Source organism: Embleya scabrispora DSM 41855, assembly GCF_000372745.1.
Classification (GTDB): Bacteria; Actinomycetota; Actinomycetes; order Streptomycetales; family Streptomycetaceae; genus Embleya; species Embleya scabrispora.
The window spans coordinates 25,970-50,244 of the sequence record NZ_KB889705.1; the positions used below are offsets into that span (position 1 = coordinate 25,970).

Below are 24,275 nucleotides of genomic sequence, written 5' to 3' on the forward strand. Positions count from 1 at the left end.
GCGGTCAGGCGGTGGACGACGATCCGGGCTGAGGCACGGCCTGGGCGACGTCGGTTTGGTCCTTCGTCTTCCACTCGTCACGGTGGAGGGCGCGGAAGTAGTCCTGCTGCCAGCGGGTTCCGATGTCGGCCGCGTGCCAGGGCCAGCGGGTCAAGTCGTTCAGCAACTGGGCCCAGTCGGGTTCGACCTCGTACTGGCGCAGGAGGCGGGTGGCCGGGGGGAGGTAGCGGTGCAGCCCGGTAGGGCTCTGGCGGACGAGGAGGTCCAGTCGCCTGCGGGTACTGTCGCGCCGACGTGAGCGTTCTTGTGCGGGAGCGTTGAGGACGGCCTCGGCGAGGGTGTGGCCGAAGCTGGGGCCGTAGGTATCGATCGGCTGCTCCACCTCCGTGTCATCCGCCGGCCGGCCGCGGACAACGTGGCGGGGCTGGTCGGCGATGAGCGCGGCGATCGCGTAGTAGGCGCGGTCCCGCTCCCGGTTCCGCTTGTCCGGCAGCCAGTGCGCGACGAACTCATGCATCCCGGTCACCTGGTCGATGTCCTTGCCTACGCCGCGGCGCAGGCGCGCGTGTACCCCGGGGTTATCGGCACACAACCGCCGGATCTCCCGTACGAAACTCAGGTGTTCGGTGCGGCGTGCCCGTGTGGCGGCATCGCGGACCTCTGTCATGGGGCACCTTCCGATCGGCGTGGTGGTGACTACTTGTTCTTGCGCTCAGGGCGCGTCATCCACAGCAGGCCACGGGCGTCCAGCACGGCTTGGTTGCCGCGGACGGTGCGGGTGAGCGGCTCGGTCGTGCGCGCATATGCCTCGCGGGCCAGTCCCAGAAAGGCGTCGCGCGCGGCGCGGATGTCCAAGCCGCCATCGGGGTCCTTGCCGGTGCGATCGAGGTGGTCGAAGCGAATCCAGAACTCACGTTCGGCAGCGGGCCAGTACAGGGCCTCGGCCTGTGGGACGAGTTTGCCTGCGTGCTTGGGATCGCCCCTCGTGTACAGCGCCCAGGCCTTGCGTACCGCTTCGGTGAGGTTCTCCCCGTACCGTTCACCGAGCCTGCGCAAGCGACCGACCGCGACCTGAGCATCGGGGAACCGATCGGACAGGTGGCCCACAGTCGCGGAAGTGAGTCCGCTGACGAGCTGGGTGTTCTTGGCCTTGTTCTGATCGAAGCCGAGTGCCCGGACGCGCAGTTGCTCGGTGAGCTCTACCGCCGTTGCGAACACCTTTGGTGGCTCCAGCGTGGTTTCCTCGCCGTCGGCCTCCGGCGGCCGGTGCAGCAGCAGACCGTCCAGGTCCCTCCACAGGGCTCGGTTCGCCTTGGCCCGCCGGGCGGTGCGAATCTCCTCCCCCGGCTTGTTCTTGTCGAGCCTGCGTTCCCAGATGAGGTACGGATCGTCGAAGGCTCCGGGGAGGCGGTATGCCCAGGTGATGCGGGCGTTCGTGACGCGCTCTCGGCGAGCATCGGGCTGGAGTAGGAGAGCATGCCGCGAGGTGTCCGTCCACCAGCCGCAGGGGCCGACCGGCACCGGCGGAGCGCCCGCCGGGTCGGTCGGCTCGTCCCGCTCCCAGGGGCACAGATCTTCCTCGCGTCGCACCTCTGTCCCCGGCCGCACGAGCCCGGCGAGCAGGGTGACCAGTAACGAGTCCCCTTCCGGGTGGTAGGAGAGCGAGCTGAAGAGCGGTCCGCGCTTGGCCTCGGAGATCCGCTCCCCGTGGAGTGCGCGGGCGGTGCACTTGCCGGGAGCGCCGTAGTAGTGCCACATCAGCAGGTACGGCACTGCCGTGGCTGCGGAGGGCGGGCGCGGGGCGCTGTCGCGAACGTGGCCGAACCAGGAGTGGTTGTTGCCCGAAGGCCGGGTCATCACCAGCTTGTTCACGCCGGTCGACTCGGTGCACTCGTCCGCCAGACGCGAGTCCTGCAGCCACGGACGGCCGGTGGCGTCGTCGAAGAGAAAGAATCGCTCGTGACGCTGGGAGATGTAGTTCTCGATGCCGCCCTGCGGCAACGCGCGGTGTTTCAGGATGCGCGCGCGCCGGTGCATCCAGTCGCCGTTCCGATCCCGGTCGTCCTGATCCTGGGCGTCCCGATCCTGGTCGTCTTGATCCTCGTAGTGCCGCCGCTCCTGGTCGAGCTTGGTGACCCGCGCGGTGAGCGCGTACAGCACCCGCAGGAGCGCCGACTGGGCGGCGGCAAGCGGGACATCCAGGGCTTCGATGTGCTGGCAACGCTCCAGAAGCCCCCGGAAACCGACGGACTCGGGGCCATCCTGGCCGGGGAGCCAGCGCACGGGGATCCACGGCTCGTCGAAGAGATTCATCGCCTGTGGCACTTCCACAGTTCTCCCGGTCTCCTGTTCGTTTCCGTCCCGCAGGGCCGCACGGCAAGTCCGTCTCGTCGGAATGGCGCGCACCAATGGTGCTGTCGAGGGCACCTTCCGTAGCCGTTGGTTGTCGGAGATCGTAAGCGGTCACGGCTCGCAGCGCGGCCCGTTTCGGGGAATCAACCGAGTCTGACCAGGCCGGTCCTGGTGAGTTCGAGCCGCATGCTCCCGAGGAGTCCGGTATAGGTATCGCTGGCTCCGCTGACCACCACCGGGTACACGTGGTTCAGCCATGTCCGCTTCTTCCAGTGGTTGTACTTGATGTTGTCGAATCGATCGCGGCCGATCTGCGCCGAGATCCCGCCCTCGGGCGCCCAGTGCGCCGGAACCGAGATCGTATGTTGGGCCAGAGCGGCCACGGCCGGACTACGCTTGTCGCCCCCCACGAACGGCACCTTTTCCTTCCCCTCCGGATCCAGGTAGGCGGTCTTGTCCCGGAGGTGGACGCACAGAACATACGCCTGCTCGAACCCCATCGTGGCCGCGAGATGCGCCTCGGTGAGACCGCGCTCGGCCCGGGTCAGCGCATACAGGTCGTCGTGAACGTCCGCCGGGCTCGGGATGCCGGTGAGCCTGGCGTCGTGCAGCAGCCTGGCCTCGTGGCCGTGGGCCTCGGTGTCCAGTCGGCGCTGCCGCACAGCCGATACGTCGTCGAGAGTGGCCAGGTAACTGTCCGAGTCGTACACCTGGCGGATCAACCGCTCGACGTGATCGGGGAGAAGGAGTTCCGAACCGTGGGAACGGAGCGTTCGGATCGTGCGCTGCCTCAGCGCTCGGTCCATCGGCGAATCGGCCTGTGCCTCGCTTCCCAGGAGCAGTAGATGCCGACCGCGGGAGGCACGGGCCAGCAGCGAGGGCAGCGGGACCACAGGTGTGACGACCCACTCGAAGCGGAAGGGGAGATGTTCGGCGAAGGAAGCGGTGGTAACGAGCACCGAATCGCCTTGCGCCGGGTCTTGGTGAGCTGCTGTGCACTCCGCCACAAGTTCGCGGACACGATATCGGGGGAAGCGCGAGTGCAGCAGCCGAAGCTCGCGGGGCATCGCGCGCCGGCGATGCAGATGTTCGAGCGCACGGAAGGTCCGCTGGGCTTCCTCCTCACTGCTGCAGCACACGAGGGTCGAGCCGCTGTCCCCGACTTCGCGCATGACGGAGTCCACGTACGTGTCTGCGCCGCCGGGCCACGGGTGGACTTCGGACACGGAGACGCGCAGAACCGAGTCCGCAGGAGGATCGACCGCGAATTCGGTGACCGCGCCGTCCTGTCCGTCGACATGCAGCCAACCCGGCTGTGGCAGTTCCGCCGACGAGCGCGCGCCCTCCTGTCCGCTCCGCGTTCCCCGAGCCAGTCGCGCGCCCCTTTGATAGGCCTGCACCAAGCGATGGGCACTCGCGCCGGCCAGGGTGTCGGTCAGCAGCACGACGGATGCCCCGAGCGCCGCCAGCCACTCCACGAGCAGGCACAGGAGTTGATGCAGCCGGGGCTTCTGCGGACGCACGTCGTCCACCACGAGAACCTTCTCGCTGAGTGCGAAGAGCCGCACGGCGTTGTCCGGCACCGGCAGGACGGCCGGCAGGAATTGGTCGTGGGCGCCCACCCCGAGGGGAGCCAGTAGCCCGCGCCGCCGCAGGGTGAGCCACTGCTGTGCGACGGCCCGGGCCTGTGGCGTGTCGAAGCTGAGTTCGGGGATCTCCTCGGAGGCCGACTCGGGATCGCTGTCGAAGGCCATTTGGTGAAGACGGGTGAGCGTACCGAAGCCCTCCAAAAGCATGCCCGCCAACGACGCCAACTCTCCCGACGCCTCATCGAGGTGAAGCTCTTCCGGCAGGGCGAGAGCAATACCCCGAGCCCCGGACGCCCGGCCCAACCGCGAGGCCGCGACCAGCCCGAGCCGCCGGCGGGCGGGCCCAGCCGGAGCGCTAACGAGCAGCATGCCGGGACCTGCGGGCTCGGTCGTTGTGAGCAACTGTTGCGCGAGCCGACCGTGCACGGAGCCGTCCGGGAACCCGGCCGCACTCAACAGCTTCTCCCTCGCCGGGGTGGCGAATCCGCACTGCCCCAGAGTTCGCTGCTCAACCCCGGTCCGGGCCACCTCCCGGGCACGCTCCCAGTGCTGCGCAAGGGCTTTGCTGCAGCAGCACTCTTCGTCCTCGAGACGCCGCACCGTGTTGATCGACTCCTTGTCGCTGGCCATCCAGTCCGCCACCATCACCGCGCCGAGCACCACGACCGCGAGCTCGGCCGGGAGAGTTCCGGTGGGTACCGGGCCGTCGTGCGCGATCAGCGTGCGCAATACACGGACGTGGTGCAGGCGTTGCTCAGGCCACTTGCCCTTCCCGGCCTGCGGTAGGAACGTCGCCGGATGCTTCAACTGCCGACGGTCCATCCGCGGGTGGAAGACTCCGTGGTGGCCACCGAGCAACTGCCCGATAGCGTGACCGACCCGGTCGCCGACCGGCCCCTCGGGATCACCCGGCGGATAGCCCAGCTGTTCGAGAATCCCGGGCAGGGTCCAGTGCGTGATCTTGCCGTGTGGGCCCGCGCCGTTGTCCGTGCCGCCTGTGCCGTTCCAGTAGCGGCGGTCGGCGAATACCTTCTCGAAGCACCCCGGGTACCCCTTCCGCACTGAGTGCTGGTACGACGGTGAAATCTTCCCCACGTCGTGCAGCGCCGCCCAAAAGGCCAGTTCTCGCGTGGCATCGAGCTCCGACAACCCCAAGGCCAGAGCGATCCGGGCATGCATGCGCGGGCCGACAGCCGACTCCCACAAGGCCGCGAAGTAAGCGCCGGTGTCGACGAGGTGGCACACCACCGGGTATGGGGGCTTCATGCCTTGCTCCTTGCCCCATAGGCGGACGTCCAGGAGCCGGGGATTGCCGTGGTGGCAGCGGTTGTTCTCGGCGCCGACGCCACATTCGGTGGTGATCTCCATGCGAGTGTTGTAGCAGCCGTCATGAGCCAACCGGCGGCGAACGGCGAGTACTTGGCGTACAGTCGACGGTGGGTCGAGGAGATCCGGCGCCACACGGCAGGGGATGCGTCCCCACGGCCAGTGACACCGCCCCGCGGGTCCAGCCGGCCCGTGGCACCGAATCTCCCAGAGGTGTCTACATGAACGAGTCCCAGAACCGCTGCGGTGGGTTCCTCAAGCTGGTCGCCGGCTCCTTCGTCGGCAAGGTGCTTGCGGGCATCCTGCTGGAGTGGTGGTCAGGGCAGTAGTCCCAACCCACGGCCCGGACTTCGGTCCGGGCCACCTTGTTCCCGGGACCCGGCGATATCGCCCGGTCATCGATATCGCCACCCCCGAGATCGTGGGCCGGGCCACTGCGGTCCCGAGCGATGGCCCATACGGGCGGGTGCCGCTCAACGCGCCGCTCCGAGATGGATGTTCGTCCGGGGCCGGAACGCACGGACCAGACACAGGGCCTTCGCCCCGGATGAGCATGCGGATGGCGCCCATACTTACCCGCCCCGATGACAGGATCGGTGACCCGGATCCGCGCTACCGCCGGGGAACGCCCGGGCATCTCATCCCGGCGCCGCGGTCACAGCACGCCATCGAGGACGTTCTCGTGGAATTGCCTTGCGCGGCGCACGTATTCATGGACGACCGGCGAGTTCGGACTCCAGCGACCGTGGACCGCGATGTCGTGGACGGAGGCGCCTCCGTCGGCCGCGGCGGTGGCGCCGCCGGAGCGCAGGGAGTGTGCGGTCACCAGGTACGCGGAGGGCACGTCGGCCAGGACGGCGCGTTTGCGGACGATCCTGTTCGCGTGGTGATCGCTGAGCGAGGAGCCGATGCTCTGGCTCGAGCCCTTCCCGATCGAGCGGATCAGTCGTCCCGTGGTGACGCCGCGTTCAGCCAGCGCCGTACACCAGGCTGAGACGGCCCGCACCGGATCGATGTCGGGGTGTCGTCCGTGCGGGATGGCGACGACGACGCCCTCGGCCCTGCGGTCCGTCTTGGACCTGAGGATGCGTACCAGCAGGCCGCGTTCCTCCACGCTCACGTCATCCAGGTCCAGCGCGACGATCTCACTGCGGCGCCCCATCAGCGCGAAACCCAGGACCAGGATCACTCGGTCCCGCAGGCCCGACAGGGCGGTGGTGTCACACGTCGCGACCGCAGCACGCAGAGCGTCGACGCGCAGCGGCGGGGCCTTGCGCTTGGCCAACCCCCGGTCGGCGCGCTCGCGTTGGTGGTCGTCGATCACCTTGCGCGCGGTGGTGGTGTCCGGGATCGGCACCCCGTCCGCGCGGTGACGCGCGCACACCGCGTACATCGCCCGCCGGATGGTGGAGGGCGCGTAGTCGGCGACGACCAGGTGGGTGACGTAGGCGGCCAGAGTCGCCCACGTCGTGGGCAACGCGACCCGCGGTGCGGGCCGCCCGGCACGGTCTCGGGCCGTCGCGCACCAGCGCTCGAACGCCTCCCAGTCCCGCGTGTAGGCGCGCACTGTCTCCCCGGAACGCCCGCGCAGAACCCGCCGGATCGTCTCGTCGGGCAATTCGAAGTCGGCCGCGCCATACGCGGGGACAACCTCGGCCTCCACCAACGACTCACTACGCGGGGCGAGTTCGCCCCCGCTCACCGCGCCGCCCTCGACCCGCCGCACACATCCGCCCGCCGCTCACGACGAACCCCGGACGCCGCAACCCGCCGACACAGGAAGCGCCCGTCGGCGCTCACGGCCCCGAGCCCCCCGAATGCGACTTGCGCCCCCTCCCAGCCGGGACGACCGCGTCGCTCGCCGAACCGTCTCCACAGATCGACGTCCACGCGCATGTTGCGTCCTCCGATCGGCCGCCCGACAGGTTCAGGTCCGGTAATGCATGTTACCGGACCTGAAAGCCGCGAGTCCGCGAGACAGAAGTCATTCGAACTCGAATGTCTTCTGTCAGAAGCAACGAGAGCGAAGCCCCGCTCGCTTCGTGAGAACGGATGCCCCTCTGCGGACTCTCTGTGCAGGGAGACAGTCCGGAACCCTGAGGATCCCCGCCGGGAGGTGGGTCAGCCTCCGCGTGTCCACATTGCACAAATCCAGCTTGCATGATCGGCGGCGCGTTTCGTGTGAACTGCCCGGGAGTCGTCTGCCGCCCGGGCTCTCCGTCCGATGAGATATCGATTTCTTTCCGTTGATGCCGTCTGGAATCATGAAGTGTTTCGACGATCTGACTTGGGGGATGTCGTGGTGCACGGGCAGGGGCTGTTCGACGGGTTCGAGGCCTATCGAACACCGAGCGATGCCGACTACGAAAGCGTTCTTCGCCGGGGATTGATTGCCCTGGATACGAACGTTCTTTTGGATCTCTACAGGATGAATGCCCGCGTTCGCAAGGACATGATGACGGTCCTTCATACGTTGAAAGACCGCATCTGGATTCCACAACAGGTGATTGTCGAATTCTGGCGGAATCGTTAGGGCGAGGAACTTGTCGCGTACCACGAGAAGAAGTCAGCAATCACGCGGGAATCCTTGAAAGAGTCCATCGGCAATTCGAGAAAAGTCATCGACGAGTGGGTCGCCAGTGTTCACGCCGGCAGCAACGGGGAAATTTCCAAACCCCTCTACGACGCACTCGGCCGGATCGAGGATATCTACGGCGACCTCGACAGGATCCTCCGCGAACAGGCGGACCGGGCCACTGTCCTCGGCATGCGCGACACCAACACGGACCCGGTGATCAGGAAGCTGGAGCCCCTGCTCGACGGGCGGGTCGGACGTCCCTTCGACGAGCAGCGCCACGCCGAGGAGATCGCCCGGGCAAAGGAGCGGGCAGACGCCAGGATTCCACCCGGCTACAAGGATTTCGAGGACGGAAAGAAGGGTGATGCGGAGGCGGCCGGGGACTACCTGGTCTGGCGGCAGCTCCTCGATGAGGCACTGGACCGGAAGACGGACGTCCTCTTCGTCACCAGAGACCGCAAGGAGGACTGGTGGCAGCACGTGTCCCGGAAACCCACGCGGCTTCCCCGCATCGAACTCGTCGACGAGCTTCGCGCAGTCACCGGACAAAGACTCTTCATAGTCGGGCCCAGTGTGCTCATGAGCCACGTCAGTCGACGTCTTCTCGTTGAAAGAGAAGTTCGACGAAGACTACGTGGCCGCCCTGCAGCGCATCGAATCGGCCGAGGCCGACTCGATCCGGCTGCGAAACTCCACGAGGAAACCCCGATATCGACTCGCCCAGGTTCCCAGAAAAAACAGCGGCGACTATGTCGAGACATTCTGGACGATGGCCCAGATGGTGGACGACAACCCACTGCTCGACGCGTGCATAGGGAAATTCATGGAATGCTTCCCCAGTGTCACGCTCATTCCGGAGGCCCGTAGGCGTCTGATGAATCTGGTCTCGCTCGGGCTGGCCGTCGTGCACGATGACCGCATCCTCCTGACGGCCTCCGGAAGAAGGTTCGTCGGAAGTCGCGATACCACACTGCTCTGCGCTCTCTTCCTGGAAAGAATCGAAGGCGCCGTCGAAGCCCAGCAAATGTTTCGGCAGGGACTCGAGACCACCGAAATTAAAATCCGTCTCATGAGCCATCCCGAATTGGAGGTGAGCGCCACGCAATGCGATCTGCTGTTGCGCTGGTTCGAGAGGCTCGACCTGTCGACCTGACCGGGCGCCCTTTCCGGCCGGACTCGACCCACTTTCCGGGAGACCTGCCCCACCATTGCTCTCACTCGTGTCGGAGGCCACGCCGGATGTCCGGCGTGGCCTCCGACACGGTGGTCATTCCCCGTCGGGAAGTTCGCGCATGAACGCGTGGGTCGACTGGCCCCAATAGCAGCGGAGATTATCGAAGACGGCGGGGTCGCGATGCATGTTCTCGGCCTTGGCATAGGCAAGGAAGAGTAGGTCGAGGGCGGTTACAGTCTCACGGATCAAGGCGACAAGGTCGTCGACCTCGCTGCCGTTGATTCCTGCTTTGGCAACGGACTTGAGTCGGTCGTAGATGTCACGCACGAAGATGTGGCGGTGGTTCAGACGGACGATGGCCTTCTCGTTGAGATGATCGATCTCGAAGATTTCCTTTCCCGGCCAACCGCCGTCCATCAGCGTGAACGGGTTCTCCTGAATATGCTTGCGGACTTCCTCAGACTTTTCCTGGTTATCGGCCAGGCCGAGGTCCTCAAGGATCTCTTGAACGATCCGTGCGTTGTCCTCCTTGGTGAATTGTTTGCCGGCCTGCCCCATCGGGGACGTCCTGTTGGCGCGTGACGCGGCCTGCGTTGCCGAGCTGTGCTCTTTGGCCTTGGCCAAGTCCGATGTCGCCACCTCGCCCCAGTGACGACGGATCTCCTGACGGGCAAGCCTGACGGGGCGTTTGAGCCATTCACGGAGCTCCGCCCGGAGCTTGTCGACCGGCACGGCACCTCTCTTGACGTTGCGTACCTGGAAGAAGTCGTCCAGCGCGGCGGGGAATGTCACCTCGATACCGATGTAACGGTCGACCTTGTCCACGCCAGCCGGAAGCAGCTTGGGCACGATGTCGTAGTTGATCTCGCGCCCGTTGCGGACCATGCTGATCTTCCCGGCACTGTCCGGGATGTGGAACTCTCGGATATCGCGACCGTTGTTGTCACATTTGCCGCCTTCACCCTCTTTCCAGCGAAACTCGACGGGAGCAATGGTGACAGTGACCTCGATACTCTCGCCATCGGCGATCTCGATCTTCGCCCGGTCGATCACCTTTCCCAGGAGGCCGGCCCTGGGGTATTTCTTGACGATGCGCGGGTTGTCCATGAGGAACAACGGGTCGAAGAGAGTCACGTCGGTTCCGTCGAGCTCGATCCTCAATCCCGCGTCCAGGAACTTCCGATAGGCGCGGGCGATGAAGTTGCGCAGGTCGGCCAACTTCTCGGTGAGGCTCGTGCCGAAGGTGCCTCCGTCCCTGAGCTTATCGATCTTTCCGTACACCACGAGTGTGCCGGAGTCGAAGGCGGTGCCGTCTGTGTTCGTCATGGCTGCTGCGAATTCGTCGGGCCAGCCGTCGAGCTCACGTGCCCGGATGTGCGTCTGCTGCTCGTTCTTGATTTCCTCCAGGTCTAGATGGGCATGCCTGATGGCGTCGTCGCCTGATTGCTTGGTGTAGACGTCGATGCGCCTGCCGAGGCTGAGACCGGCAAGCTTGAGGCCGACTCCGAACCGTCCCAGACCGTCGCGGCGGCGCCCATATCGGTTGCTGAAGCCCATGGACAGCACCAAGGCGACGATGCTGGCTTCGATGCCCCGGCCGTTGTCGGCAAACGCAATCGCGTTAATGGAGCGCCTGTCCGTTTCGTACCGCACGAGGACGCGGATGAGATTGGCGCCTGCCTCTACGGAATTGTCGATCGGCTCCCCGACTGCGGCAGTGAGGTCGAAGCCGGAGTCGCGCATGGACTCCAATGCGTTGGCGACCTGGATGATATCTGCCTGTGGCATGGATGGGGTGAAGAGCCGGGAAGTGGAGTCGGTGCTCACGTTGCGCTCCTTGTCGACGACGTTCCACTGACGAGGTAGGCCGTAGCTGTAGTGGATTTTGTGCCGTTCTTCGGGAAGGCGAGGGCATGCTGCCGTATCAGTTCGCGGCAGCCGCAGGTCTTCATGAGGTCGTTGTCCGGGCGTAGGCCCTGCGGGCCCGCGCGCGGAGACGGGAGATGCGCTCGCGCATCCGACAGGGGCTGATGTTGAAGGCGGCCGCCAGTACCGCGATGTCCGGGTCGATCGTGAGCATTTGTACTAGAATGCGTTCCTCGTGCGTGAACGTGGGGGTGGTCTGCAACCACTCGCGGAGCTCCACGGTCGCGAAGTCGTCCTCCAGGCAGCTCGGTTCCTGATGCGCCCGGATCTCGCTCAGGGGCGTAACCGGCACGAGGGCACGGCGCTCACGCAGGACGGTCCCGGAGTGTGCCAGGGCGCTGCGGACCTGGAAGGGCGCGGGCGAGGTGCCGTTGAGCCGAATGACCTCGTCCGAGGCGCGGTCGATGCGCTCGAGTTCGTACATCTCGCAGTGCCTCTTGGCACGGCATTGAAGCAGCGTGAGGGCACGCTGCGCCTGCTCGGTGAGCAACACGTCTCCTGAGTCTGACTGCGTCCCCCGTACGGTGGGACGCGGTCGCGTTCTGTGGAGGATCTGAAGTTGGTGGGACGGGCACCGCGCGGGCCGGTCCTTGACGATGTTCGAGATTCGGTCTGCTCGTGCCTCAACTACGAAGGGCGGGTGGGGAGATGAGGTCTTGCGCTTCCGGCGGGACGATTCTCACCAAGTCCACTGCCTGGTGCCCGTTCCGGGGAGGGAGTACCGACGGGAGCCTTGCAGCGACTTCGCCGTGGTGCGCCATTCGTTCGAGCACTCCTTGCATACCCGTCAGTGTCGGTCGGCGTGCGCGGCGACGAAGTACCGCTTCATGTCAGGGTGAATTCCCGGAGATCGGCTCTACCCCCAGGTGGGGACACCTCACCGCCCAGCGCTTCACCGCAGGTGGGTTGGTCGCGGGATGCGATTCCGGCGGCTTTCCCGGAGCCGGGGCGCGACGCCAACGTGTCCCCACGCGGCGCGGTCTCCCGTGACCCCGCCGCACGCGCCCCCGGCCTCGGGATCCGCTGCCGCGTTCCCGATCCTGCCCGGTCTCGGCGGGGTCCGACCTGGTCGATCGCGATGCCGGCCAAGGGGTACGAGGGGGACGCCCCGCAGGTTGTCGTCGTGGGCGCGACCGTCGTGGTGGCCACGCCGACCGATCCGACCTCGGCCGGCTACGAGTTCGGCGTCCCGGCACGGGCCACGAGGCCGCAACGGGTCGAGCTGCGGGATCCGGCGACCGGCGCGCCCGGAGCCCGTGACGAACCCGGCTCCGCGCACCGACTCCGGCATCGGATCCGATCTGCGCGCGGCACCACGGGAGCCCGACTCAAGACGCCCGATTCGGGCGGTCTTGCGTTGTCGGTGTGTTTGGACGGGCCGTCGCGCCGGGCCTGTCGAGGGCGCTCAGATTCTGCCTACCGACCGTCGGCAGGGCGCAAATCGTCGACGGTATGGCGTTTTTCGCGCGTAAGCAGTTGACTACCCCGGGGACAGGTATGACCGACGTTCGCACACCGCAGTAGTGGCGCGCGTGGTGCCGTCGGGGAACTCGGGTGGGGATCGGGGGGACGTGCCGGGCACGGATGGGCGTCAAGTGCTGCCACCGCACCCGTCCGCCCTGATGGAGTCGTTACGGGCGTTCGGCTACGACATGTCGACCGCCCTTGCCGATCTGGTCGACAACAGCATCGCGGCGGGCGCGCGGGAAGTGCGCATAGAGTTCTCCTCCGATCCCGGCGGCGCCTGGGTCGCGGTGGTGGACGACGGTTGCGGCATGACCGAGAGCCGGTTGCACGAGGCCGTGCGCTTCGGCGGACTCGGCCCGGATCGGCCCCGCGACAAGAGCGACCTGGGGCGTTTCGGTCTGGGGTTGAAGACGGCCTCGCTCTCCCAGTGCAGGCACCTGACGGTGATGAGCCGAACCCTCGGCGGTACGACCTCGGTGCGTTCCTGGGACATGGACCTCGTCCGGGACACCGGGGATTGGTGTGTCCTGACGGCTGCGGACGAGCAGGCGGTTCGCATCGCGGAAGAGGTCGGTTTCACCGGGATCGGAACGATGGTCCTCTGGCGCCACCTGGACCGCGCGGGCGACGGCCCGCTCCTGGCCAGGCGCCTCGCGCGGACCAGGGCCCGCCTGGAGATGTGGTTTCATCGCTTCCTGGAGTCGGGGCGCCTGCGCCTCTCGCACGGCCGGCGCGAGAGTGTGGCCTGGGATCCCTTCATGCGGGACCTCATGGCCACCCAGGACACCGGTCCCGAACTTCTCCGCGGTGCCGGTGAGGCCGTGCGGGTGACGCCGTACGTTCTCCCGCATCCCGCGAGGCTGACCGAGTCCGAACTGGCGACGGGCGCCGGACCGCGCGGGTGGAACGCGCAACAGGGCTTCTACGTCTACCGCGGCGACCGCATGGTGTCCGCGGGCGGATGGCTGGGACTGCGTGACCTCACGCAGACACCTACCACGCGCCTGGCACGCATCGCCGTCGACATCTCCCCGTCCGCGGATGCCCGTTGGCAGGTCGACGTGCGGAAATCGCGGGTCCACCCGCCGGCCGAGCTGGAGAACCGCCTCTTCGCCTTGGCCGAACACACGCGTGAGGCCTCACGCCGGGTCTTTCGTCGGCGTCAGCCCGGGTCCTCCGGCGCTCCGGGCGCGGCCGAGGTCGCCGTGGTGTGGCAGCAGGTGCGCCGTCCGGACGGCCGGGTGTGCTACACGGTCAACCGGCGACACCCGTTGACCGCGGCCGCCTTGCAGTCGTCGGACGCAGGCGCCCTAGAGGCGATCCTGAGACTCGTGGAGGCGTCGCTGCCCATCGGGTACATCGCCCTGGAGGCACAGGCCGACATGACTCGCGTACCGCAGGCATCCCTCGAAGGCGCCACCGAGGACCAGGCCCGAGCGGATTTGGAAGCCATGCTCGGGGCCCTGCCGGCCGAACCGGCGATGAGGCGAGCCGTCCTGCGGGTCCTCGCCACCTCCGAGCCGTTCAACCGATTCCCCCGGTTGTTGGAGCAGATCGCCGCCCACGACCCCGCAGACGGAGCGTGACTCACTTGACCGCACAATCCGTAGGCTTGGCGCTCCAATTCGCCGAAAGCATGTTGTTGGAGGTCGCCCCTCGCGATCGAACGCCGGAACGAATCCGGGAGATCGCCGGCAAGGCCCAGCTGCTGATGTCGACGCTGAACACCGAGGTCTCGGCGGAACAGATCGCTCGCGAACTCGAATCCAGGTTCGACGTGTGGGTGCCCCGGGAGATCTCGCTGCTGGATCCGCAGGACCACGACGCGTGGCTCAACCAGCGCAGATACGACGTGGAGTGGGCCTACTGGGAGCGCTACAAGAAGTGGCTCTCCCACGGATCGGGCTGGAAGCCCCCGGCCGTGGAGGCCTTGGACGAGGCGACCGACACCGTTCTGGGGCTCATGGAGGACCCGATGCGCCCGGGGGAATGGCGCAGCAAGGGGCTCGTATACGGCCAGGTGCAGTCCGGGAAGACCGCAAACTACACCGGGTTGATCTGCAAGGCGGTCGACGCGGGATACAGGGCCGTCATCGTGATGACCGGCGCGCACGAGAGTCTGCGGCACCAGACCCAGGCCCGCCTGGACGCGGAGTTCCTCGGGTTCAACACGAGCGTCACCCGCCAGCGCACCGCCGAGTCCAAGTACATCGGCGTGGGAACGCTGAGCATGAAGAGCCCGCCCCTGTGTCTGTCCATCACCTCGCGGGACAAGGACTTCCAGTCCGCGGTCTTCCGAAGCACACCGGTGGACCTGCGCCAGGTGCGCCTGTTGGCGGTGGTCAAGAAGAACGCGAGAATCCTCGACAACCTGGCCAAGTGGCTGGGTGACTTCGCCAAGGGGACACCGGACGGGCGGTTGTCCGACCTTCCCGTGCTGGTGATCGACGACGAGGCCGACTACGCCTCGGTCGACACGAAGCGGCCCCGCGCCAAGCGCGCGCAAAGCGACCCCGAGCACGATCCGACGAGGATCAACCAGGCCATACGCAAGCTCTTGGGGTTGTTCGAGAAGCGCACCTACGTCGCCTACAGCGCGACGCCGTTCGCCAACATCTTCATATCTCCCGAAACGGACCATCCCACCCACGGCGAGGACCTGTTCCCCGAGAGCTTCATGGTCGCGCTGAAGCCACCCTCGAACTACACGGGTCCCGAGGTGGTGTTCGGCCTGGTGCCGGAGGACGCGGCGTTGGAGACCCATCCGCTTCCCGTGCACCGTCCGGTGACCGACCACGAGGGCTGGATGCCCGAGGGGCACACCAAGGGGTGGGTACCGCCGAGGTCGCTACCCGCCTCGCTCGACGAGGCGCTGGACGCTTTCGTGCTCTCCACCGCGGTGCGCCGTGCCCGCGCGGAACTGGGAACGGCGCGACCGAGCCACGCCACCATGCTCGTACACGTTACGCGCTTCACCGACGTGCAGGCCGCGGTCGTGCAGCAACTCCGCGAACGGCTGCGCGACATGGACGACACGTGGTCCGACCGCGGGGCGGCGGGGACGCGGTTACGGGGGCGTCTTCGGTCCTTATGGGAACGGGACTTCCTGTCCACGCGCGAGGAGTTGACCGCCGTACACGGGCATCTGGGCAGCGTCATCGGGTCCGCGGTCGCCTACGATCGGGTCGAGGCACATGTCCAGGACGTCCTGTCCGACGCCGCGGAGGGTGTCAAGGCGGTCAACGGTCAGGCGTCCGACGTCCTGGAGTACGAGTCGAGTGCGCCGGCCACCGTGGTCGCGGTGGGCGGGGACAAACTGTCGCGAGGCCTGACGCTGGAGGGCCTGAGCGTCTCGTACTACCTGCGCGCCTCCCGCACCTACGACACGCTGCTGCAGATGGGGCGTTGGTTCGGATACCGACCGGCGTATCTCGACGTCACGCGCCTCTACACCACCCCCGAGCTCGTGAAGTCGTACGTCCACGTCACCCGCGCAAACCGCGAACTCATGGACTTGATCTCGGTGCTGGCCGAGACGGGTAGCAGGCCGCTCGACGTCGGGCTGCGTATTCGTGACGGTCACGAACACCTCCAGGTGACCGCGGCGGCCAAGATGCGCAACACGAAGAGCATCTGGCTCACCTTCGCGGAGCGGCGCGCGGAGACACTGCACATGCTTACGCGTCCCGAGGCACTACGCGCCAACAAGGCCCGCCTGGACGCACTGATCGACGCGATCACACCCTGTGCGATCGTGCCGGCGGAGCTTCGGCCGCCCGACACGGGCCAGGGATTCATGCGTCGCAACGTCCCGGCTCAGGCGGTGATCGAATTCCTGGACGGCTTCGCGTGCCCGGGACGGGTCTCCCAGGCGAATCCGAGAAACCTCATCGACTACATCCACAGCCAGAACGCTCGTGGGGAACTGGTGCGGTGGACCGTGGCGGTCACCGGCGGCAGCTCGAAGCAGCGCCTGGAGGTCGCGGGGGAATCCGTGCGGCTGGTGAGACGCAAGCCCGTGGGGGGCGCGGTCGAGGTCGGCCGCGACTTCGAGGTCGGCGTCCTGGTGAGTCCCGTGCACGAGGCGATCGGCCTGACCCGGGATCAATACGACGACGCACGCAAGATGACCCACGCATCGTCGGACACCGACACTACGCGCGGGCCCCTGCGGCGGAGCGATCCGAGGAACAGCCGTCCCAGTGGCCGAGAGTTGCGACGACGGCGTGATTGCGCCGAGGGCTTGTTGTTGGTCTATCCCATCGAGACGGCCGGCTGCGTTACGGGCGCCCCGGATGGGCTCCCGCTCGTGGGTTACGCGTTGTCCTTCCCGCCGTCCCCGACGGCGAGGCCCTTGTCCTATCGGGTGACCGAGACCTATCTGCGTGAGCTGGTCACGATGTTGACGGTCGAGGACGAGGATCCGCAGGGGGACGACCGATGGTTGGACTGACTCCTGCGGCACTGCGGGCGATGTTCGAGGCGGCCCAGGCGGGAGAGCTTCGGGGCGTGGGGGGCACGCGGCGCCGTCTCCTGCCCGAACACGCCCTGGACATCTTCGTGGAGGTGCGCTTCCCCGATGGGGAATGGGCGCTGCTGGTCTCGAGCACCGAGAACCTGGGCGACCGGGAACTGGTACTGGCCGCGGGGCTGACGTGTCGTTGCCGGGAGGGAAGGCTCGAGGTCGTCGCGCAGCCGACCACCGACCGACACATGTTCTGTGTGCTGCTCGCCGATCTCCTGAACCATCTGCGATGGGCCCAGCATCGAGCCGCCACCGCCCTGGTCGCCAGGCTCACGGCGTGGCAGGCGATGCTGGGGCGAGGGCCCCGGGACGGGCTCAGCCGTGCGGAGTCGATCGGGCTGCTCGGGGAGTTGCTCGTCCTGCGCGACGTCGTGCTCCCCTTCACAGGGGCGGGAGCGGCGAAGTCCTGGGTGGGGCCCACGGGTGCCGCCCAGGACTTCCGGGCCGAGGACTGGGCGCTGGAGGTCAAGTCCGTCTCGGCGAACACGCTGCGCTGCATGATCAACGGGGCCGGTCAACTGGACCGCTTCGGCCTGCGGGAACTGGTCCTCGTGTATCAGGTGCTGGCCCGCGATGACCTCGGTGTGACCCTGGGGGCCCTCGTCGAGGAGGTGAGGACCCATCCCGCGCTGGGCGCGGATCGACCGTTGGTGGACAACCTGCTTCTTCAAGCCGGATGGATGGACGCGCATCGGGAGCGGTACGAACGCGATCGGTACCGCCTCTCCCGCCGGTACTGCTATCGCGTACGTAACGACTTTCCTGTGCTCGCCCCGACCGATCTTCCGCACGGAGTATTGAACGTGTCCTATTCGATCGACCTGTCGACCTGCGCGCACGCGCTGGTCGACGAGCCCGCCCTGGGCGACATACTGGCGCCGCCTCCGAACCGGGAGCGTTCCCGTGCCTGAACCGGAGTGGGAGGGTTTCGCGCGGTCCCTCGAAGCCGCCGTGGTCGACCGCGTTCCCGACGAGTCCGCGGAACGCCGGCGCAACGCCTTCCTCGAAGTGGTCTGCGACTACCTCGTCAACGACGGCGTGGTCGAGGACGTCACACCGTGCTATCTGCGCAAACAGGTCCGCCGCCGCACGCTGGAGGTCCACGGCTACGAGATCAGCGACGGGGGCACCTCGCTGGACCTGTTCATCGTGCGCGCCGATCTCGGCGCGACGGCGTTGGCCCGCAGAGACGTGCAAACGGCGTTCAACGCCGTCGAGGCCTTCGCGGAGGAATGCGCCGCGGGAACCCTCGCCGAGCTCGAGGACACCAGTCCCCAGTTCGACATGGCGGACACCGTCCACAAGGCGTGGCCGGGTCTCACACGCATGCGGGTCTTCCTTCTCACCGACGGCCGGACCACGCTGGCGCACGTCGACGCGAAGACGGTCGCCGGCCTGCCCACCAGCTACGAACTCTGGGACATCGCACGACTGTTCCGCCTCGCCACATCCGGCCGTCAACAGGAACAGATCGTCATCGACCTGGCGGACTTCGGAGGCCCCGTGCCGTGCCTGCCGGCACTGCGGGGAGGCGAGTACCACTGCCTCCTGGCGGTCCTGCCCGGCCAACTGCTGGCCGACCTGTACGACACCTACGGCGGCAGGCTGCTTCAACGCAACGTCCGCGCCTACCTGCAGGCGCGCGGCAAGGTCAACAAGGCGATCAGCCAGACCGTGCGAGAGGCCCCGGGACGATTCCTGGCCTACAACAACGGCATCTCCGCCACGGCGACCGACGTCGGCCTGGAGGAGGGACCCGACGGCCAGATCATGCTCGCCCGCCTCGTGGACCTGCAGATCGTCAACGGCGGTCAGACCACCGCGTCCCTACACCACACGTCGCTGCGCGATCGCGCCGACCTGGCCGACGTCCGGGTGCCCGCGAAGTTCACCATCGTCCAGGAGGCCGACGCCCTGGACGAGTTCGTGCCGAAGATCTCCAAGTACGCGAACTCGCAGAACATCATCCGTGAGGCCGACTTCGAGGCGAACAGCCCCTTCCACGTGGAGCTGGAGAGGCTGTCGCGGGCCCTGTGGGCACCGGCCGTCGGCGGAAGCACACGGCAGACCCGCTGGTACTACGAACGCGTTCGCGGGCAGTACCAGGTCGCGTTGAGCGAGCAGCGAACGGAGGCCCGCAAACGGCAGTTCCGCCAAGAGCACCCTCCGGCCCAGCGGTTCGGCAAGACGGAGGTCGCCAAATACGAGATGTTGTACCTGCGGCATCCGCACCTGGTGAGCCGCGGAGGTCAGAAATGCTTCCAGATCTGGACGTCGGACGTCGTGAGCGCGTACGCGTCGCCGCCCTCCGCCGCCTACTTCAGGGAATTGGTCGCCAAGTCGATCCTCTTCGAGGAATCGCGGAAGCTGATCCGCGCCCTGAGCGCAGCCGACGATCACCAGGGATACCTGGCCCAACTCACCAACTATGTCGTCGCTCTCCTCGTCGACCGCGCCGGCGGTGCGGTCGACCTGGACCGCGTCTGGAAATCGCAGTCGCTGCCCGAACACATCGCCGCGCTGCTGCCGGGGCTGCTCGCCTCGATCCGTCCGATCCTGACGCACCCGCCCGGAGGAGCGAATGTCACCGAATGGTGCAAGAAGGAAGAATGCTGGAAGACCGTGGTCGGCGCCGACTGGGGACTTCCCCCGACGTTCCTGGGGTAGTCGTCGAACGTCCGTCCACGAACCATGTGTCGGTGAGCGGCTCGAATGCGGGATACTGCGTGCCTCGGAGATCGTTTCGTTCGCGGGGCAACCCCGCGTTCGCGCGCGGACGGCGCGGCCACTCTCCGAACACTCTTTGACCCGCGGGCTCGGTTGATGCCCGGTCCTTGCGTGTGATCTGTGTGCTCGACGTCGGTGTTCGTTGAAGGGTGGGGAGCGTGGCTTACGGGGTGCGCCTCGAGCGCAGCGACTATCTCAAGCTCCCTCCGCACGCGGACGCCTGCACGCCGGAGGACTTCCCCGCTTGGCTCGCGCGACGATCCCCCGACGAGCGGCTGGCCGTCGACCTGTTCTCCGGGGCTGGCGGACTGAGCCTGGGGTTGGAGCAGGCCGGGTGGACGGTTGCCCTCGCCGCCGACTACGACGAACGCGCCCGCGAGACCCACGCGGGCAACTTCCCCGGCCTGTCGCTGTGCACCGACCTGGGAAACCCGGACGAACGGGACCGTCTCGTCGAACTCCTGAGCCACGCCGAGATCGACCTGGTGGCCGGAGGACCTCCCTGCCAGCCGTTCAGTCGCGCCGGACGGAGCAAGATCCGCAGCCTGGTGCGGGAAGGCGTCCGCGAGGCCATCGATCTGCGCAAGGAACTCTGGCGTGCCTACCTCGACGTCATCCTCAGGGTGCGCCCCCGCGCCGTTCTCATGGAGAACGTCCCCGACATGGGCCTGAGCGACGATTTCTTCGTCGTCCGCAGCATCGAGCAGGAGCTCGAGGACGCGGGCTACTACACCCAGGTCCGGCTGGTGGACGCGTGGAACTACCGGGTGCCCCAACACCGCAAGCGACTCATACTGCTGGCGCGACGCGACGCCGAAGCCTTCCCGTGGCCGCGGCCGCACAGCCGCACCACCCTTCGCGACGCGATAGAGGACCTGCCCCCTTTGCCCGAAGGCAACACCGGACAACGGGAGTTCGCCTACCGCGCGAAGGCCGGTCTCTCCGAGTTCGCGCGCCGCATGCGCGCCGGCGCCCCCAGGGGGCGCGTCCACGACCACATGACACGCCCGGTCCGCGACGACGACCGGGAGATCTTCGCGGGGATGGACTCCAAGTCGTCGTACCGCGACGTCCCCGAGCACCTGCGGCGCTACGACTCCGAGCACTTCAAGGACAAGTACAAGAAACTGGACTGGGACGAGCTCAGCCGCACGATCACCGCACACATCGCCAAGGACGGATACTGGTACATCCATCCCGAGCAGCTCCGGACGCTGACCGTCCGCGAGGCCGCGCGCGTGCAGACCTTCCCCGACCGATTCCGCTTCGCCGGGAACCGCAGCGACGCTTTCCGACAGATCGGCAACGCCGTACCGCCGCTGTTGGGCGAGGCCGCCGCCCAGGCCCTGTTGCCCGTGCACACGAGCGCGTCCGCGCCCCCGCCCGAGCCCGAGGCGCGCCCCTACTGGCTCCGGGTCCGCGAAGCATTGACCGCATGGGCCGTACGTGAGACCACGGGGCCGAACTGGGCCGTGCTGCCGGGGCCGGACGTGATCCCGGCGGCGGCTGCCCTGTCGGCGCTGCTGACCGCCGCCCGAACGGCCCCGGCCGTCGTCGGCAGGCAACTGGCGCCCCTGCGGGGCAGGCAACGGCTGACGGAACGCGACCTGATCGCCGTCTCGGCCGTCGTCAACGGCGACCGGGCCCGGCGGGGAATCGAGGAACTGCTCATTCGCAAGCGGGAACGCTCGAGGTCGATCACCAGGGCGGAACTCCCCACCGCCCTGGACATGCGCCCCGGTGAACAATCCCTCTTTCGTCTGCTGACCGGCGAAGACCTGCTTTTGGTCGGCCAGGGGTCCTTACGAGTGGCCGCCCGCGTCACCGGCTCCGCATCGGACCGGACGAACCGTCTGAGCGACGGACGCGTCGACCTCTCGAAGATCATAGGAGCCGGCGAGCAGGCACCGTTGCGCATGGCCGCGATCCGACTCATCGGCAGCTCCTACTGCCGCGAGACCGACCCGATGTGCGGCTCGTGCCCGCTGCGCGCGTTCTGCGTGAAGAGGGATTCCCTGGACACGGGCGCGACGCTCCTGGGCTGATCGAGGACATATTGCGCGCCCGAGGGCAGGTCGCCCCGTTTCGGATCTCGCTCGCGAGGCTGGCACGGGCGTCACGGACCGGCGGGTCGACCACTTCGGGCCGCCGCGGCTTAACCGCCCCCACTCGATCGCCACGTGCTTCTCCGACCTTGCCGGGGCTCCCCTTTTCCGCAGGCTGTCCGGCCCCGCCGGTGCCGGGTCGGTGCCCGTCCCGTCGGTCTCCGCGGGCTCGGGCCGGCAGTCGAACGGACCGACGTCGCCGGAAACGTGGCCTCGAGGACGCCCGGTCCGAACGGTACGGCATGGGATCACCCGGTTCCCCCACCTGGCGTACGCGAGTAGCCGGGCCGCCACATCGTCGGAGCCAGGTGGTCGAGTTGGGACCGATCCTCACCGCTGCCGAGTCGTCCGACGGTTCTCGCCGGCGGTGACTGGCCAGCGTCCGCACCTCGCGTCCGAGGAACGTCCTCGAACTCCGCGTCGCCACGTTCGGTCGCAAACCCCCGGCCGTCAGGTCGATCCGGAAAAACCACCGTGTGCCCCGTACGTTCAAGTGCCACCTCGCCAGTCGGGTCGGGCGGGGACGCGGGAGACCGGCCGCGTCCCCGGTCACACCGGCGCCGCCGTCGGCACCTCCTGTGATGTGGGCGGGCGGCGACGGGATCCGACGTTTCCCCGTGTGCTGTCGCGGCTGCGGGGACGAGGCCCGTTCACACGTTCGTCGGCCGGATCGAACACAGGGGATCCCGATGGCCGTCGACACGGACACGGGGAGGATCGCGTGCGGCGGATCTGGGCGGTGATGGTCTCGGCGGTCGTGCTCCTGGGCGGTGGGTCGGTCTCGGGATGCGATTCCGGCAGCGGCCTTCCCGGGCCTGGGCGCGGCGCAGGCGTGCCCGCCGACCCGGCCCCACGCGACGCGATCTCCCGTGACCCAGCCGCACACGCCCCCGCGTCGGGAGCCGCCGCCGTGTTCCCGAGTCTGCCCGGTCTCGGCCGGGACCCGGCCTGGTCGATCGCGATGCCGCCCAAGGGATACGAGGACGACGCGCCGCAGGTCGTCGTGGGCTCGACGGTCGTGGTGGCCACGCCCATCGGTCCGGCCTCGGCCGGCCACGAGTTCGGCGTCCCGGCGAGGGCCGCCAGGCCGCAGCGGGTCGAGCTGCGGGATCCGGCGACCGGGGTGACGCGCGGGACCTTTCGGGTCCACGGCGCGGTGACGGCCGAGACCTGGCGGGGGCGTCCGGCGATCGTGGCGCGAGGCCGGCGCGTCACCCCCGCCGACGGGCTGACGCCGGAGAAGCGCGATTTGGCGCGTCGACGCCTGGGACGAACATGGCGCACGGATCGGCGGGGCGGACCTGCCCCCGGCCGACGCAGGCTCGCGCGACACCGCGGTCGTGGACGGGTGGCTGGTCACCCCCCCACCCGCGAGAACACGCGTCGCGCCGTCCACATCGCGCCGGCGGACGGCGGCGACGCGGGCGTCACCGTATCGTGCGCCACCGGCGGCTGCGATCCCACCGACGCCTACAGCGGATCGCCCCTCGTCCTCGGCGACACGCTGCTCGTCTCCGACCAGGGCGGCCCCGGTGCCGACGCGCCGGGCAACGTGACGGCCTACGACGTCGCGACCGGCACCCGACGATGGTCCACCGACGGGGTAGCCGCGCCCGCTTCCGCAGGCGTCTACCCGGCCGCGTACGCGCACGGCCTGCGTCCGGTCGTCCTGGGCCGGGTCGGCGTCGACGCGGTCGCGATCTCGTGCAGTCCCACGTCCACGCGGTATGGGCGTGGTCGTGGGACTGCACGACCGCCGTACCGGGGCGTTGATCGCGACCGGGCCCGAAGTCCCCGACGGGGTCTCGGTCTTCCGGACCGACGCCGCCGGCACCCTGGCCGTCGTCTGCGGAGATCGGTGCGCCGCGTGGGAACCGGCGACCGGCCGCACGCTGTGGCAGCAGGGCCGCGACGAACTCCCCTTCGTGCCGCGCGAACTGGTCGGCACCGTCGTGTACGGAGTGCGGAAGGACCGGGGCGCCAGCGGTTCGACCACACCGCTCGCCTTGGACGCGCGCACCAGGCAGGTGCTGTCGCCGGTACCACCCGGTGTCATGGTGGCTATGACGTCTTGAGTTGGCCCCGGCGGGACGCCTTGGGTTCTAAAGGTGGTTGCAACACCTGACCCTGCGGGGTGCTGCGATGGCCAAGCCGCGGCGAACGGCGGATTCCAGCAATCGTCGCAACACGGTGGTCATTCCAGTGTTGCGGCGAGCTTGGCGAAGAGGTTCGCGGGGGTGTTCCAGCCGAGGGTCTTGCGGGGGCGGCTGTTGAGTTCGGCGGCGACGAAGGCGAGGTCCTCGGCGCCGANGAGGGACAGGTCGGTGCTCTTGGGGAAGTACTGGCGGAGCAGGCCGTTCGTGTTCTCGTTCGAGCCNCGTTGCCAGGGGCCGGCGGGTTCGCAGAAGTAGACGGGGATGCCGGTGGAGCGGGTGAACTCGTCGTGCCGGCTCATCTCGCTGCCTTGATCCCGGGTCACCGAGCGGGCCGGTTCGGTGGGGAGGTC

At 67.8% G+C, this 24,275-nt stretch carries 14 protein-coding genes and 1 pseudogene; 8 read left to right on the forward strand and 7 right to left on the reverse strand.

Annotated features, from left to right (window positions below; all coding sequences use genetic code 11):
* Positions 1–4 precede the first annotated feature (4 nt).
* The 4 genes from casB to A3IC_RS59405 all read right to left on the reverse strand — a co-directional run bounded on the left by casB (position 5) and on the right by A3IC_RS59405 (position 6,969).
* Positions 5–667, reverse strand: coding sequence for a type I-E CRISPR-associated protein Cse2/CasB (gene casB, locus A3IC_RS59395; protein WP_020555758.1), 663 nt, complete (start codon positions 665–667; stop codon positions 5–7).
* A 29-nt stretch (positions 668–696) separates the two neighbouring features.
* Positions 697–2,313, reverse strand: a complete 1,617-nt coding sequence (gene casA / locus A3IC_RS59400; protein WP_040877967.1) for a type I-E CRISPR-associated protein Cse1/CasA — start codon at positions 2,311–2,313, stop codon at positions 697–699.
* A gap of 182 nt (positions 2,314–2,495) precedes the next feature.
* Complete coding sequence (locus A3IC_RS0140430) at positions 2,496–5,309, reverse strand: CRISPR-associated endonuclease Cas3'' (protein WP_020555760.1); 2,814 nt, start codon at positions 5,307–5,309, stop codon at positions 2,496–2,498.
* A 613-nt stretch (positions 5,310–5,922) separates the two neighbouring features.
* Positions 5,923–6,969 (reverse strand): tyrosine-type recombinase/integrase, encoded by a 1,047-nt coding sequence (locus A3IC_RS59405; RefSeq protein ID WP_158696299.1) that lies wholly within the window; start codon positions 6,967–6,969, stop codon positions 5,923–5,925.
* Between the two features lie 726 nt (positions 6,970–7,695).
* Here A3IC_RS59405 and A3IC_RS71810 point away from each other — a divergent pair.
* A pseudogene (locus A3IC_RS71810) lies at positions 7,696–8,304 on the forward strand (PIN-like domain-containing protein); the annotation flags it as partial.
* Between the two features lie 148 nt (positions 8,305–8,452).
* Positions 8,453–8,998, forward strand: a complete 546-nt coding sequence (locus A3IC_RS71815) for a hypothetical protein (RefSeq protein ID WP_020555765.1) — start codon at positions 8,453–8,455, stop codon at positions 8,996–8,998.
* 114 nt (positions 8,999–9,112) lie between these two features.
* Here the strand turns inward: A3IC_RS71815 and A3IC_RS0140460 are convergent, their stop codons facing one another.
* Together A3IC_RS0140460 and A3IC_RS0140465 are read right to left on the reverse strand one after the other, a co-directional pair.
* Positions 9,113–10,846, reverse strand: a complete 1,734-nt coding sequence (locus A3IC_RS0140460; RefSeq protein ID WP_020555766.1) for an ATP-binding protein — start codon at positions 10,844–10,846, stop codon at positions 9,113–9,115.
* Between the two features lie 121 nt (positions 10,847–10,967).
* Positions 10,968–11,438: a hypothetical protein gene (locus A3IC_RS0140465; protein WP_020555767.1), complete on the reverse strand. Its 471-nt coding sequence runs from the start codon at positions 11,436–11,438 to the stop codon at positions 10,968–10,970.
* Positions 11,439–12,540: 1,102 nt separating this feature from the next.
* Here A3IC_RS0140465 and A3IC_RS59410 point away from each other — a divergent pair.
* The 6 genes from A3IC_RS59410 to A3IC_RS0140495 all read left to right on the forward strand — a co-directional run bounded on the left by A3IC_RS59410 (position 12,541) and on the right by A3IC_RS0140495 (position 23,844).
* Entirely contained in the window at positions 12,541–13,998 is a 1,458-nt protein-coding gene (locus A3IC_RS59410) for an ATP-binding protein (protein WP_020555768.1), read from the forward strand.
* A 26-nt stretch (positions 13,999–14,024) separates the two neighbouring features.
* Positions 14,025–16,865 carry a Z1 domain-containing protein gene (locus tag A3IC_RS59415; protein WP_020555769.1) on the forward strand — a complete coding sequence of 947 codons (2,841 nt, stop codon included), beginning with the start codon at positions 14,025–14,027 and terminating at the stop codon, positions 16,863–16,865.
* Positions 16,853–17,848, forward strand: coding sequence for a PD-(D/E)XK motif protein (locus A3IC_RS0140480; protein ID WP_079027003.1), 996 nt, complete (start codon positions 16,853–16,855; stop codon positions 17,846–17,848). The genes A3IC_RS59415 and A3IC_RS0140480 overlap by 13 nt, the downstream gene beginning before the upstream one ends.
* Complete coding sequence (locus A3IC_RS0140485; RefSeq protein ID WP_020555771.1) at positions 17,841–19,604, forward strand: AIPR family protein; 1,764 nt, start codon at positions 17,841–17,843, stop codon at positions 19,602–19,604. The genes A3IC_RS0140480 and A3IC_RS0140485 overlap by 8 nt, the downstream gene beginning before the upstream one ends.
* Positions 19,605–19,822: 218 nt before the next feature.
* Complete coding sequence (locus A3IC_RS59420) at positions 19,823–21,709, forward strand: DNA cytosine methyltransferase (protein WP_245599800.1); 1,887 nt, start codon at positions 19,823–19,825, stop codon at positions 21,707–21,709.
* A gap of 1,799 nt (positions 21,710–23,508) precedes the next feature.
* Entirely contained in the window at positions 23,509–23,844 is a 336-nt protein-coding gene (locus A3IC_RS0140495; protein WP_158696302.1) for a hypothetical protein, read from the forward strand.
* 119 nt (positions 23,845–23,963) lie between these two features.
* Here the strand turns inward: A3IC_RS0140495 and A3IC_RS0140500 are convergent.
* Positions 23,964–24,275, reverse strand: a 312-nt coding sequence (locus tag A3IC_RS0140500; RefSeq protein ID WP_020555774.1) for an IS30 family transposase, incomplete at its 5' end; no start/stop codon positions are given.

What these genes read in the sequence shown, in the direction of transcription:
- A3IC_RS0140430 (WP_020555760.1), bottom strand. Translation starts at nt 5,309, where the DNA reads ATGGAGATCACCACCGAATGTGGCGTCGGCGCCGAGAACAACCGCTGC.
- casB (WP_020555758.1), bottom strand. Translation starts at nt 667, where the DNA reads ATGACAGAGGTCCGCGATGCCGCCACACGGGCACGCCGCACCGAACAC.
- casA (WP_040877967.1), bottom strand. Translation starts at nt 2,313, where the DNA reads ATGAATCTCTTCGACGAGCCGTGGATCCCCGTGCGCTGGCTCCCCGGC.
- A3IC_RS0140480 (WP_079027003.1), top strand. Translation starts at nt 16,853, where the DNA reads ATGGTTGGACTGACTCCTGCGGCACTGCGGGCGATGTTCGAGGCGGCC.